This window comes from Polaromonas sp., assembly GCF_013817205.1.
Taxonomy (GTDB): Bacteria; Pseudomonadota; Gammaproteobacteria; order Burkholderiales; family Burkholderiaceae_C; genus Polaromonas.
In genome coordinates this window covers 1-12,864 of the sequence record NZ_JACDDD010000097.1, presented here as the reverse complement: position 1 = coordinate 12,864, position 12,864 = coordinate 1, and the positions used below count along the sequence as shown (strand labels likewise).

11 protein-coding genes, 1 tRNA gene and 1 pseudogene are annotated in these 12,864 nt (G+C 59.5%); 5 read left to right on the top strand and 8 right to left on the bottom strand.

What is annotated here, in order from left to right:
• Positions 1-477 precede the first annotated feature (477 nt).
• The gene (locus H0W47_RS16790) at positions 478-3,210 is read right to left on the bottom strand and encodes a Mu transposase C-terminal domain-containing protein (protein ID WP_296926454.1); all 2,733 of its coding nucleotides are present in this window, start codon (positions 3,208-3,210) and stop codon (positions 478-480) included.
• A 357-nt stretch (positions 3,211-3,567) separates the two neighbouring features.
• Here H0W47_RS16790 and H0W47_RS16785 point away from each other — a divergent pair, with 357 nt between their 5' ends.
• Entirely contained in the window at positions 3,568-4,434 is an 867-nt protein-coding gene (locus tag H0W47_RS16785; protein WP_296926452.1) for a hypothetical protein, read from the top strand.
• A gap of 622 nt (positions 4,435-5,056) precedes the next feature.
• On the opposite strand, the gene H0W47_RS16780 is transcribed toward H0W47_RS16785, so the two are convergent.
• A tRNA-Arg gene (locus tag H0W47_RS16780) sits at positions 5,057-5,132 on the bottom strand.
• Positions 5,133-5,428: 296 nt separating this feature from the next.
• On the opposite strand from H0W47_RS16780, the gene H0W47_RS16775 reads away from it, so the two are divergent.
• Positions 5,429-6,301, top strand: a complete 873-nt coding sequence (locus H0W47_RS16775) for a c-type cytochrome (RefSeq protein WP_296926451.1) — start codon at positions 5,429-5,431, stop codon at positions 6,299-6,301.
• Positions 6,302-6,411: 110 nt separating this feature from the next.
• On the opposite strand, the gene H0W47_RS16770 is transcribed toward H0W47_RS16775, so the two are convergent.
• The 4 genes from H0W47_RS16770 to H0W47_RS16755 are packed head-to-tail and all read right to left on the bottom strand — an operon-like array spanning position 6,412 to position 9,226.
• On the bottom strand, positions 6,412-6,963 hold the full coding sequence (locus H0W47_RS16770; RefSeq protein ID WP_296926449.1) for a DUF2946 family protein: 552 nt from the start codon (positions 6,961-6,963) through the stop codon (positions 6,412-6,414).
• A 19-nt stretch (positions 6,964-6,982) separates the two neighbouring features.
• Complete coding sequence (locus H0W47_RS16765; protein ID WP_296926447.1) at positions 6,983-7,954, bottom strand: alpha/beta fold hydrolase; 972 nt, start codon at positions 7,952-7,954, stop codon at positions 6,983-6,985.
• Positions 7,955-7,977: 23 nt separating this feature from the next.
• Positions 7,978-8,424, bottom strand: a complete 447-nt coding sequence (locus tag H0W47_RS16760; RefSeq protein ID WP_296926445.1) for a nuclear transport factor 2 family protein — start codon at positions 8,422-8,424, stop codon at positions 7,978-7,980.
• A gap of 4 nt (positions 8,425-8,428) precedes the next feature.
• Entirely contained in the window at positions 8,429-9,226 is a 798-nt protein-coding gene (locus tag H0W47_RS16755) for a hypothetical protein (protein ID WP_296926443.1), read from the bottom strand.
• 69 nt (positions 9,227-9,295) lie between these two features.
• Here H0W47_RS16755 and H0W47_RS16750 point away from each other — a divergent pair, with 69 nt between their 5' ends.
• From H0W47_RS16750 to H0W47_RS16740, 3 genes are read left to right on the top strand one after another with little or no spacing between them, the layout of a single operon-like run.
• Positions 9,296-9,895, top strand: coding sequence for a LemA family protein (locus H0W47_RS16750; protein ID WP_296926442.1), 600 nt, complete (start codon positions 9,296-9,298; stop codon positions 9,893-9,895).
• 34 nt (positions 9,896-9,929) lie between these two features.
• Entirely contained in the window at positions 9,930-10,835 is a 906-nt protein-coding gene (locus tag H0W47_RS16745) for a TPM domain-containing protein (protein ID WP_296926440.1), read from the top strand.
• Between the two features lie 5 nt (positions 10,836-10,840).
• On the top strand, positions 10,841-11,377 hold the full coding sequence (locus H0W47_RS16740; RefSeq protein ID WP_296926438.1) for a TPM domain-containing protein: 537 nt from the start codon (positions 10,841-10,843) through the stop codon (positions 11,375-11,377).
• A gap of 125 nt (positions 11,378-11,502) precedes the next feature.
• On the opposite strand, the gene H0W47_RS16735 is transcribed toward H0W47_RS16740, so the two are convergent.
• Together H0W47_RS16735 and H0W47_RS16730 are read right to left on the bottom strand one after the other, a co-directional pair.
• Positions 11,503-12,635, bottom strand: a protein-coding gene (locus H0W47_RS16735) for an IS3 family transposase (RefSeq protein WP_296926437.1) whose coding sequence is annotated in 2 segments (ribosomal slippage) — positions 11,503-12,374 and positions 12,374-12,635 — 1,134 coding nt in all. Because the reading frame shifts where the segments join, the coding sequence is not laid out codon by codon here.
• 109 nt (positions 12,636-12,744) lie between these two features.
• Positions 12,745-12,864, bottom strand: a pseudogene (locus H0W47_RS16730) (IS1595 family transposase); the annotation flags it as partial.

The following is a 12,864-nucleotide window of genomic DNA, read 5'->3' as shown; positions in this document are numbered from 1 at the left end:
ACTCGCCTCGGTGCTCCTGCACCATACGGACCGCGCGTTCGCGTACTTCGGGGGAAAACTTGTTTGATTTCTTCATGGCTCCATCTTCTCAAAGGTTGGAGCCTCCTCAATTCCCGGGGCGATTCATTGTCTTGAGCAAGCGCTTCCAGTAATTGACGTCAACCCGCCCGGCAGAGCTCGGAGCGTCTACGGCCACGCTGCTGACCATCGATTTCACGTCGCCCATTTTTTGCAACCCGGGCCACTCCCTCCCGTAGAAGTTATGGAGCCTTACCCCAAGCGTAGTGGTGCCAACCTCTGTGGGGCCAACAACAGCAACAATTTCATGATCTGCGCCGAAGTCAATGTTGTCTTGCGCTAATTTAACGGCGTTCCTGAGATGTGGGTGTCTCACCTTCTTCAAGCGAAAGTATGTAAGGCACTCCTCGTCGGTACCATCCAAGAGAGACGCGGGAAATAGTGGTGGAATGACTCTTTTCATTCAAAGTCCCCAAACACCTTGCGCTCAGTGCTCTTGAAAACCTCGCGCGCCTTTTGCTTAACGGTGTTTTTGGCCCTCGGATCAGGCTTTAGCGTGATCACATTGGAGCCAACCTCGGCATCGAAGGGCAACTCAATAGGCGCTGGGGCGTTCAACAAGCCGTTGTAGGCGTACGTGCTCTGTTGTTCCCGATCTCGAGCCGCCTGTACCTCAATGGCCAACGAACCTTCGCGCTCGCGAATGCCGCCCATGAAGCGACCCAGAAGTTGAGCCTTTTCGGTTTGCCGGATTCCTGTGCGGCTATTGAGTTCGTTAATTTCAAGGGATATCGCCTCAATTTCCTTCTCGGAGCGCCCAACGAGCAGATCAGCGTAGGGACTGCGCCCCTCTACCCAACCATCGGGGGCCAAAACGTAAGCCCTGGATGCATCAAAGGGGTCGTACTTCACTTCCAGATCGGATCGCGCATTGGTGACAAGGGCCCTCGAGTGATACTCGATGCCGTTGGCCTTGAATGAGCCATCATTTTGGATTTTGGCCGTGCCTTTGTCAGTGGTCGGCATCGTTGCAATCACAAAGTCCCGGCCATAGCAGATCAAGGTATGGCTGCGGGCACCAGATTGCAGCCTCCCAATTTCCATGGCCTTATCCGGTGAGACGCCCAGCGCGGGATGTTCCGCGGCATGGTAGACCCCGGTTAGGAATCCTTCGAACGCCTCGCGGAATGCGCGTAAATTCCAAACGGCAAGGCTGACCGGGTTGTGCGATGCGGACATACTACGTGGACTTTGCAAGGCCTGATTATTTCCTCGCAGCGCATGAACAAAATCCGTGTTGTTCATGCCGAAAAAGCGCTCAATGATGCTGCCGTAGCGAGGATGGCTTGCAGGTCGCATTCGTTTGTGAGACCCAAGGAAAGCCACCAGCATGTCGAAAAACTTGCTTTTGAAATCAGATCCCTGATCCGCAACGACGGTGCTGGGAAACCTCCCATGGCGGCGTACGCAATCTCGTATGACCAGCATGCAAGATCGATAACTGGGTGGATCAAATAGAATTACCCACGCCAAAATCGTCCGGGTAAATGCATCAATCAGCACGGTGAGCCAGGCCTTTTTCATGCTCCGCCCGGTGCTTTCGTCCACAAACTGCAGATCCAGCATCGTGTGGTCGATGTGCGCAATGTCGAATGGCCTGCAGCCGTGTTTGGGCGTTTGGCGGTCCAAGCTCAGGTAAGGCAATTCCAGGTTGTATCCGGCTTTTTCGCCTTCTCGCGCCTTCTTGAGATCCTCGGGTGTAGTAACCCGGTGAATTTCTGTTTCAAACGTGCGGCGACTGGGAGGCATCAGACCGGCTTTGCCACACTTATCAACGAGCACCGACCAGGATACAAAATTTCCACCGCGGGTTGAGGAGGCCACCTCGGTATCTATGACCTCGTGCATCAACTCCACGGCACGCGCGTCAACCTTCCTGCCGCGATTCCCGCGTCGGCTGACTTCAGGGATAAGTGCAACGAACTCGTTCCCAACTTCTGCCATCCTCTCTCGCACAATTGCCCGCCACTTACGCAGGCCCCTTTCCGATGCCGCATGCGGCTCATCCAGTGGACAAAATTCGGGGTGCAAGCAGTAGTAGCGATGAGTTGCAGATTTAAGATCTTCATCGGATGCCTGCCGCAATACCTCCGCCGCCTTTTCCGATCGAGGATCTGCGTGCTGTTGCATTCCGCAAATGGCACCCTCGCGAACCATTGCAGCGAACGGTTCGCTTTCTATCCCGATCATGGGCGTCTCAGCGGTTTTCAGATAAACCTTGTCGTGTCCGACATTGAGAATTTCACAAGCCCTGCCATCCCAAAGCAACTGTGTTCCAGGCACCATGGTCACCTGCGGCAGGCCCTGTACCGCTGGCGCCAACAGGCTAGGAAGCCAATGCTCACTCGACTCCAGCAATATCTGAGTTCTAAAGACCCGTACTCTGTGCGCCTCTTTCATCAGGAGAAATTGCGACAGATTTACAAAGAGCTGCTCATCGGCAATCAGCTTAAAAATCAGATCTGCAACGATACCTGCGTCATTTTGAAGAAGATCACGAAGCCAGCACCAGCCAGCGTCACCAATGACCTGCCGGACTCCATTAAGCACCCCCGCATCTACGGGAGGGCAGTCGGTCCGGTAGTAGTCAGACAGATCTGAAATGTTCTGCGTGAGGGTGGGATTTAAGCCGGCCGAGGAACTGACCGCAAAACCAAGGCCATTGGCCAGGGCGTAAGCCTCAGCGGCCGGACAGCGCCACTGACCCTGCTCATCCAGGAAGTACTGGGGGTTGTCTGCTTGAGAAGCTTCCACCAGCCAGCTCTCTTCCTTGCATTCCACCCAGCCGATGAAGTCCTTGGACACAATGAAGAAATCCGGGGTGTAGCTCGTCGCCCTGGTCCGGCCCTCTGCGGAGAAGTAGGTTTTCTTTATACGCGGTGGCTGATCGTAGAACTCGTAGGTGTCCCGGTCATGATCCCAGCGATAGATTGCGGCCAGCTCAGTGCTGCGAGCCTCCGCTTTAACCACGCAGCCCATTTTCCGGCTGGCGTAATGTGTGACGACGTTGTGTGTGCCACTACGTACATTTCGAGAAGGATTGCTCTCTCGAATATTCCTCACGATTGTTATTGCAACATCCGTGAGCTGGTGCCTTTGGCACAGTTCCACTAGCTCGTTTTCGGTCAGCATGGCTGACTCCTTGCATTACCTGGACAGGTATGTAGCAAGTCACTCCAAAAGATTGGCAAAACCCCATCAGCCCTCTTGATTTAGAAGGCGGTCGCCATATACTTTAGGTGTTGAGGCCAAAGCTATAGCAGCCGATGGAAAGAGCACGAGTCCGCCAAGACTCGTGCTCTTTTGCTTTTAGCCAGTATTTTTGATTGCTCGCACTTTCCAGTTTCCTTGGAGGTTGATAAACACCGCGCTGTTTTGACGCGGAGGCCTTGCTTATGCATGGACTCTTTCAAAATAACCTGACCCTTCTTTATGTCAATCAATTGAGATGACAGAGGAAGGAAATTACTACTTTTTTTCCTATTTGTCTTGGCTTTTTACAATAATTACGAGCGCGGGCGCCCAAAAACGCCGTTAGTCAACCGGCTCCGGGTGTCGTTTTGGAGTCACGCAGTTTTGTTGGCGAGCGGGGCCGGTCAGGTGGGGGAGCTGGAGGCGGTATTGCGTGGAACGCATAGGCTCACCCTGGCTAGTGGCCTCTGGTCCCGGTATATGCGCGGGGAAGTGGTTCCTCAAGGGGCGCTCACCCTGTCTCCCACCTCACTGGTGGCTCGCATTGCAAAGGTTTTCCCCGAAACGGATGGAGCGTTCTACACGCCGCTTTGGGACCTTTTACCTTGGATGTCAGAGCTTGATCTCAATTGGTTGAAATCGACTTACCTTGGATTGGACGAAAGCGTTCATGTGCATTTTGTCGCGAGGGTGGATATCGATGGCGAGCGCGCCGCCACCGAAAGCGGGAAGTTCTGGCATCTAAAGAAAACTTTGGCCGCCAGGAGAGCAGTGAATTCGGAGTTCGAGAGATGGGACAGCCTGGTTATATGCCTACTCGAAGCCAGAATGGGCTATGCAGCACAGAGCATGGATGTGTTTGTGGACTGCCAGCTGGCCGCATGCCGGATCTTGGCAGATCTCAGGAAAGAACCTCAACTTCAAGCCAAAAGATTGCAGGGGGTGATACTGCTTATGGAGGCCTTGTGTCTTGATTCGCTATTGATCAACGTTGTGACCCCGACACCCACCAATGAAAATCAGCTCAAGGAAAGGGATAGGTGCCGAACCGCGGTGAAGGACTGGAGGGACAGATGCGGTGCGCACGTCGCCAGTCTTTCGAAGAATTCCCAGGCAGCCTTCCTCCGCGCTTTGCTGGACGGAACCCTGATCGGCCGAGAATAAGTCAAAGGTAACCGATAGCTAGCCCCCTGCGCCGGCGTGCAAAGAGCTAATCAGACGAATAACATCATCCGCTCGGCCCGCCGCAACCGCTTGCTCTGCGGTTTTTTGACTGAAGGGTGGAAGCTGCGCTGTTCGAAACCAATCCAACGCTTTCGGGAGATCACCGCCTGATGCGTCATATGCAGCTTTGATCACGCGGAGGTTTTCCCTAAGGACCGTCTGATCAAGTCGCAAGCGTCCCTCTACGCGCGCGAGGTCGTGAAGCGTTTGCTAGGAATGACGTTGCCCTCTGAGGTTAAACCGGTACGAGGCACACGACCAAATATCTCGCGGTGTGCGCTGCTCTTGCCTTCTTGCCCATGTGCTGCGACAACTCGATGCAACTGATGGTCCTAGACAGTCTGAAGCATAACTGTGCCGCGTGCACCCATAACCGTGCCGCTTGGAAGCATAACTGTGCCGAAAGGTGATGGCTTTAGCGCCTAAAACGAGCTAATTCGACCAAACAGCGCTGCAAACTGACCGAAGCATAACCGTGCCGGCGAAGAATGAAGCATAACCGTGCCGTGCCGGCACGGTTATGCTTCGCGGGACAGCGAGTACTCGCGCGTGAGTCTAGGCTTGGTGCGGCTGGCGGGGATCGAACCCACGACCCTTGGCTTCGGAGGCCAATACTCTATCCACTGAGCTACAGCCGCATGCTGCTTGGAGACCAATAGTCTAACTGTTGCGCTTTACCCCAATGACGACAGCCTTCGGAGGCCAATACTCTATCCACTGAGCTACAGCCGCAACGCTGGAGTGACGGCCCTGAGCAATTTTGCGTTGCTGGGGCGTTCGCAGGACAGGCCGGTCGGGCGCTGATCCTGTGGAAGTTGTGGATTCTACCAGCCGGGCTTGCGTTCCCCGCTCTGCAAGGGGGCGGCAGCTATAATCGAAGGTTGTCGAATATGAGTTGCTTTAGTCCCCCGATTTCTGCCTTTTTGAGGAAGCCATGAGCGCAAACGATCAAACGACGGCCCACGAAGAAGACCACTCTGGCCCCATCAAGACACCCCAGCAGCTGCTGGCAGCGATTTTTTTCTCTTTTGTCATCCCGATTTTCGCGATCATTGCGCTGGTGTATTTCGTCACATCGGACAAGCGCCCTGCAGCCGGCGCCGGCGACATGGAAAAGGCCGTGGCGGAGCGCATCCAGAAGGTCGGCGTGGTTAATATCCGTGACGCGAATCGCCCGCTGAAACCCGGCGCCGAAGTTTATGCTGCGCAGTGCGCAGCCTGCCACGCCGCGGGTGTTGCCGGCGCGCCCAAGTTCGGCGACGCTGCAGCCTGGGCACCGCGCATCACAACCGGTTATGAAGCCCTGCTCACGTCCTCCCTCAAGGGCAAAGGTGCCATGGGCCCGCAAGGTGGTGGTGATTTTGAGGATGCTGAAATTGGCCGCGCGGTGGCCCACATGGCCAACGCCGCCGGGGCAAAGTTTGCCGAGCCGCAGCGCGCTGCCGCAGTCGCGACTGCGCCGGCAGCCTCAGCGCCCGTTGCCGCTGCCCCGTCCGCAGACGTGATGGCCGCCGTCGCTGCCGCGAACAAGACCGCAGCAGCCCCTGCCGCAGCACCCGTAGCCGCATCCGGCGCCGTTCCGGCCCTCTACACCCAGGCCTGCGCGGCGTGCCATATCGCCGGTGTCGCGAATGCGCCCAAGCTGGGCGATAAGGCGGGCTGGGCACCTCGCCTCGCCCTGGGTGTGGACGGCCTGACCGCCAGCGTCATCAAGGGCAAGGGCGCCATGCCGCCACGCGGTGGCTCGACCGGCTCGGATGCCGACATCAAGGCCGTCGTGCAGTACATGGTCAGCACCGTCAAGTAAGGCGGACATCTCGCAAAAAAGCCGGTCGAGGACCGGCTTTTTTGTTTGTGTGCTTAAAAAGGCCCTCAGCCCACGTCTGACGTGCGTCAACAGCTACTGATTTGATAGCATCAAACTTTGGAAGGCTGGGCGGCGGCGGGGCTGCGCACATAGGCGAAGCGCTGCGGCAGGTCACGTACAGGCACTTCCTGCGGCACCCACAGCCCCTGCTCAATGGCCTCGGCCGCGTGCAGCATGTCCTGGGTGTGCACCAAGCCAAACCCCAGATGGGTGTCGAGGTAGACCCGACCATGCTCATCGATGATGCAGCGCTGCACCCGCGCCGCGTCGCCGGTGTGCGACGTCACCGCAAAGTCCGGCGCGCTGCCGATGCGCCATACCAGCGGTGTGGCCTCCAATTCCACATACACGCGCTGCGGACCGTTCTGGAAAAACCACTGCCCGGTCTTGTCGCTTTCGTAGTTGCGGGCGATGAAGTCGATCAGCTTGTCATGTTTGAGCAGCGATCCCTTGCCGGCAGGAGCCCCCCCGGCAAAGGGGCCCGCCGCCTGCGCCTGGTCGTCGCGCATGTACCAGTTGCCGCGCGCATCCAGCCCCAGCCAGCCATAGCAGTCGGGCACGTTGGGCCATTTGGCAATCGCTTGGCGAACAATGTCATCCATGCCCCGATTCTGCCCCCGGTCAGAGTTGAGCGGCAAAAAACCCGCACACCGCCTCGGGCATGGCACGCACATGGCCAGGAAAGGGCGCCGACGGAAAGCCGACATGGCCGCCCTGACGCGGCTGCCAGAGCGTTACGGCCGGGCTGACATCGCCGGCCTGCGGCAGGCTGGCTGCCGGCACGAACGGATCGTTGAGCGCATTGAGCGCCAGCGCCGGCACCGCAATGCGTCGCATGTGCGGCTTGGCAGAAGCACGCTCCCAGTAGTCTTCAGTGTTCTTGAACCCATGCAGCGGCGCAGTAACCACGTTGTCGAAGGCGTACAGATCGCGCGCGGCCAGCAGAGCCTCAGCGCTGAAAAGGCCGGGGTGCTGCTCCAGTTTTTTCAGTGCCTTGGGCACCATGGAGCCGAGGAACATGCGGGTGTAGACCAGTCGGTTGAAGCCCTGGCCGATGGCATGGCCGCTGGCGGCAAGATCCAGCGGCGAGCAGACCGAGGCCACGGCGCTGACCACGCTGCTAGCCGCGCTGCCGAGTTCGCCGGCCCAGCGCATTAGCGCATTGCCGCCTAGCGAAATGCCCACGGCGAGGATGGGCCCTGAGTGTCCAAGCTGGAAGCGCCGCAAAATCCAGTCGATCTCCTCGAAGTCGCCCGAGTGGTAAGCGCGCGGCGCGCGATTGAGCTCGCCCGAGCAGCCCCGAAAGTGCGGCACAGCGCAAGCCCAGCCGCGCACCCGCGCGACATCGGCAAAGGCTTCAGCATAGTGGCTGGCCGACGAGCCTTCCAGACCGTGAAAAACCACCAGCAGCGGTGCTTCGGCCGCGCTGATGGCGTGCTGCGCGAAATCAACATCGACAAAATCGTCATCCGGCGTGACCCAGCGTTCGCGCCGGAAGCTCGGCGCCTCAGCCAGATAACGCTGAGAACGCAGCGCCGCATAAATCGTCTGCAGATTGCCACCGGGCAGCCACCACGGGGCCTGGTAGGTCATGGGGGTGGGCACGGCCGGCGGGTTCAGTGCAGCACCTGCGGGCTGTCCGAGACTTCCTGCATTTCGCGCGGCGTGCCGGGGCTGGTGTGGTGGGCCACCATGCGCCAGCCCTGGGCGGTCTTGTGATACACGTTGGTGGCAATGACATAGGCGTGGCGTGGCCCTTCTTCGGTCAACACCTCGATGCGCTCGAGCACACTGTGCACGCTGGCGCTCATGGTCTCGACCTTGCGGACTTTTTCGGGTTGCGCGCGTATGCTGCCGTGAGCAAACATGGCATCAAAAGCCGCACGAATGGACCCCTGGCCAAGTAGGCGCGGCCCGCCCGGGTGCACGCAGACGATGTCATCCTCGTCGGCCCAGCAGGCCATGAGTTTGTCAATGTCGCCGCCTTGCAGCGCTTCGTAAAAGGCCGCCTCGATATCGTCGGCGTTGCCGCTGCTGGCCGGAGGAACTTTGGGTCGTCGCATGGGTTCATTCGCTGGAATACGTGTTCTGCACTGCTTTGGATGCGTCCGTATTAAGCCACGCCTTGATGACGCCCTGCATGTCGACCGCCTGCCCGGCCCGCCAGAGCAGCTCCGGCGCGGCAACGTGAGTGCCGGGCGGCAGCACACGCAGCGCCGCTTCCACAAACTCGGCCAGCCGGGTGGGCCGCACCGGCATGGAGGAGGCCGGGATCATGTAGCTCAGAACGGACAACATCCAGGCCGCCAGGTTTTCAAGCGCAGGCCGGCCCGCTTGGGCTTTCGGTTTTTGCGCCGAGCGCACCAGCAGCACGCGCTCAAACCCGAGCGCGGCCACTGACTGTTCGTCGATGCTGGCCAGGCCCTGGCGCAGCGCCTGAGGCAGGCTGCCCTGAGCGTGCGGCAACACGACCACCAGCGTCTGCGCGCCGCAGCGCCTGAACCACTGCGCCAGCGCCAACAACTGGTCCGGCTCGGGCGTCCAAAGCGCACGCTCGCGATCATGGTACAGCCGGGGCGGCTCGAACATGACCACTCCGGTGTGCACCGGCACCGGGCACAGCGGCCAGGTGGCGATGTCATCGCCCCCGGCTGGCACGATTGCGACCTGCGCCAGCGCGGTGCTCATCGGCTCGCGCGCCAGCACCTGGGTGCGCGCGAAACGCCCGCTGCCCGCGAGCCGACGCAACACTTCGCTGCCCAGCGCTCCGGTCGCGCCCGCGATCAGCAGGCCGGGTTTGACAGCCACCCCGGCGGTCGCGGGCCGCCACGCCGACTGCAAGGCCTGCAGCGGGCTCGCGAACATTGGGGATTGGATGACACTCGGTGGCATATGACTATGGTAGTGTTACGAATTGATTTTTGGAGGCTTGCCATGAAATTGCGTTTTCTGAACTGGTTTTTTACTGCAACACTCGCCGTGCTGCTGACAGGCTGCGGTTACAACGACTTCCAGAGCCTGGACGAGCAGACCAAGTCGGCTTGGTCCGAGGTGCTCAACCAGTACCAGCGTCGCGCCGACCTGGTGCCCAACATCGTCGCCACTGTCAAGGGCGAGGCCGCCTTCGAGCAGGAGACGCTGACCAAGGTGATTGAGGCGCGCGCCAAGGCGACCTCCATTCAGGTGACGCCCGAGACCCTGAATGACCCGGCTGCCTTCAGCAAATTTCAGGCAGCCCAGGGCGAACTGGGCAGCGCGCTCAGCCGCCTGATGGTGGTGAGCGAACGTTATCCCGACCTGAAAGCCAACCAGGGCTTCCGCGATCTGCGGGTGCAACTTGAAGGCACTGAAAACCGCATCACCGTGGCGCGCAACCGCTACATTCAGTCGGTGCAGGGGTACAACGTGTTGACACGCAGCTTCCCCAACAACATCACCGCCATGATTTTTGGCTACAGCGTCAAACCCACTTTCGCGGTGGCGAACGAAGCCCAGATTTCTGCACCGCCTGTGGTGGACTTCAACAAGAAGTAAGCACCCGCCCACATTGTCACCCCGGTTTCGCTTGATGTCTGGCCTGAGCGCCCGCACTGCTGCACTTGTTTTCTGGCTTCTGGGTGCCTGCTGGCCAGCGGCCGGGTGGGCGCAGGATGTGCAGCCTGTGCCGGCGCTGACCGCGCGGGTGATGGACAGCACCGGTACGCTGGATGCCGGGCAGCTTCAGGCGCTGGAGGCCAAGCTTGCAGCCTTTGAGCAGAGCCGGGGCGCGCAGATTGTGATGCTGATGGTGGCCACCACCCAGCCGGAAGATATTGCCGCCTACGCGCAGCGAATTGGCGACAGCTGGAAAATTGGCCGCAAGGGCATTGGTGACGGCCTGCTGCTGGTGGTCGCCAAAAACGACCGCAAGGTACGGATCGAAACCAGCAAGACTCTGGAAGGCGCCATACCCGACTTGGCGGCCCGGCAGATCATCGACAGCGTTATCACGCCCAACTTCAGACAAGGCAACTTTGCCGCCGGGCTTAATGCCGCTGCCGACCAGCTCATGGCGCGCATCACGGGTGAGAACCTGCCCGCTCCGGCCGGGCAAACCACTCCCAACCTTGGCGATGGGTTTGCCTGGACCGACATGGCGATCTTTTTGTTCTTTGCTGTGCCCATCGGTGCGCGCCTACTGTCCGGGGTGCTGGGGCGCAAGTTGGGCTCTGTCGCTACGGGTGGCGCGGTCGGCGGACTCGCCTGGCTTTTCACCAGCAGCGTGCTGATAGGCGGCATTGCGGCAGTGGCCGGTTTGATCTTTGCTCTGGTGGCCAGCCTCGGTTCACTGGGCGCGCCCAGATCCACTGGATGGGGCGGCGGCGGGGGTGGCTTTGGCGGAGGCGGCGGGGGTTTTGGTGGTGGTGGCGGCGGTGGCTTCGGCAGCGGTGGGGGCGGAGACTTTGGCGGAGGCGGCGCCTCGGGCGACTGGTAGACCTCATGATGAACAAGCTCACACTGATTTTGCGCCACCTGTGGCTGGACGCGTCCGACGCCGAGCGGGTGATTCCGCCAGACGTTTTGACCCGCGTCACGCAGCGCGTGGCTGCAAGCGAGCGGCGCCACAGCGGCGAAATTCGCATCTGCGTCGAAGCTTCACTGCCGCTGAGCTACCTGGCCAGGGTGGGCAGCCTCAGCCCACTGCCGAAAGCGATACGGGAGCGCGCCATTGCCATGTTTGGCAAGCTCGGCGTGTGGGACACCGCGCAGAACAATGGCGTTTTGATTTACGTGTTGCTGGCCGAGCATGCGATTGAAATCGTCGCTGATCGCGGTCTCAATACACACGTCACACCTGAGCAATGGAAAGCACTGGTGGTGCAAATGGGCAAGGCGTTTCGCGAAAAGCGCTACGAAGATGGCCTGACCCACGGCCTGGAAGAAACGTCGGCAGTTCTCATGCAGCACTTTGCATTGACGCCGGGCCAGGCTTTCGACAACGTCAACGAGTTGCCTGACGCGCCCCAATTGCAGTAAAGCCGATTCCCGCCGCCCTGAGCCGGGCTTATGCATCAAATCGGCACCTTGCCCTTTGTTTACGGGGACAATGACCTGCCCCCTCTCGTCGTACCATTCATTGTGAGGAAGTCCGAGATTGAAGGTTAATTGATTTCCGTGATGGTTAAAGATTGAGTTGCATCGCCAGCGCGCTGGCGATGCAACTCGGCGAATCGCGCAGGCGGCATGCGCCCCACGCTGCTATGCGGCCTGACTTCGTTGTAGTCCTGCCGCCAGATCCCGATGGCCGAGCGTGCCTGTTGCAGCGTCTCAAACCATTGCTCGTTCAGGCATTCATCCCTGAACTTCCCGTTGAAACTCTCGATGTAGCCATTTTGCATGGGCCGTCCTGGCTGGATCAGGATGTGCCGGATACCGTGGCTGTTCGCCCAGGCCATGAAGGCCCGGCTGGTGAACTCCGGGCCGTTGTCTGTCCTCACCGCCAGCGGGTAGCCTCTAAACAGCGCAGCGCGGTCCAGGATGCGTGTGACGTATTCGCCAGAGATACCCCAGTCCACTGCAATGTCCACGCACTCGTGGCTGAAGTCGTCGGCCACCGTCAGGCATTTGATGCGCCTGGCATTGGCCAGGCTGTCACTCACAAAATCCATGCTCCACACCTCGTTGACGTTGCACGCTATTTGCAGCGGCACGCGCTCAGAGGCCGGCCTGCGGGTTTTCTTGCGCCGGCGTACCGCCAGATTGGCTTTGCTGTACAGCCTATACACGCGCTTGTGGTTCACGCCCGGGAACTCGGGGCGCAGCAGGTCGTGAATTCGCCGATAGCCAAAGCGCCTACGGGCGTGGGCAATTTCCACGATGCTCTTTTGCAAATCCTGGTTCATCGGATCGACCTCGGGTGGGTGGCGATAGCTGTCTCGGGAGAGCCCCACAAGCCTGCACGCGCGGCGCTCGCTCAGATCGCATTGCTCGATCATCACGGCGACAGCCTCGCGCCTGGCCTGCGGGGCTAGCGCTTTACCCCGAACGCGGTGTTCAGCGCATGAATGTCCAGGTGGGCTTCGGCCAACAACTTCTTGAGCTTGTTGTTCTCTGCCTCCAGCTCCCGCAGCCGCCTGGCATCGGGCACGTCCATGCCGCCGTACTTGGCGCGCCATTTGTAAAAGGTGGCGTCGCTGAAGCCGCCTTTTCGGCACAGCTCCTTGATCGGCAGTCCAGCCTCAGCCTGCTTGATGAAGCCGATGATCTGCTCTTCGGTGTATCTGCTTTTTCTCATGTCCGCCATTTTCCTGGGTTGGCGGACTTCTCTCTTTTACGATGGTACGGCTGGGTGGGGGCAGGTCAACAAGTAGCTATTAATTTAGGGGCTTAGGAAGCAAAGCCCGTTAAAGAGGATTGCTGCGTAGCAAGGATAGCAGCGCTTTGTAGAGGCTTATGTGCCGGTGATTGAACCGGAACTCAGTTTCTTTCAAGTGCAGGTAGAACGTGTGCTTGGGCACTCCATT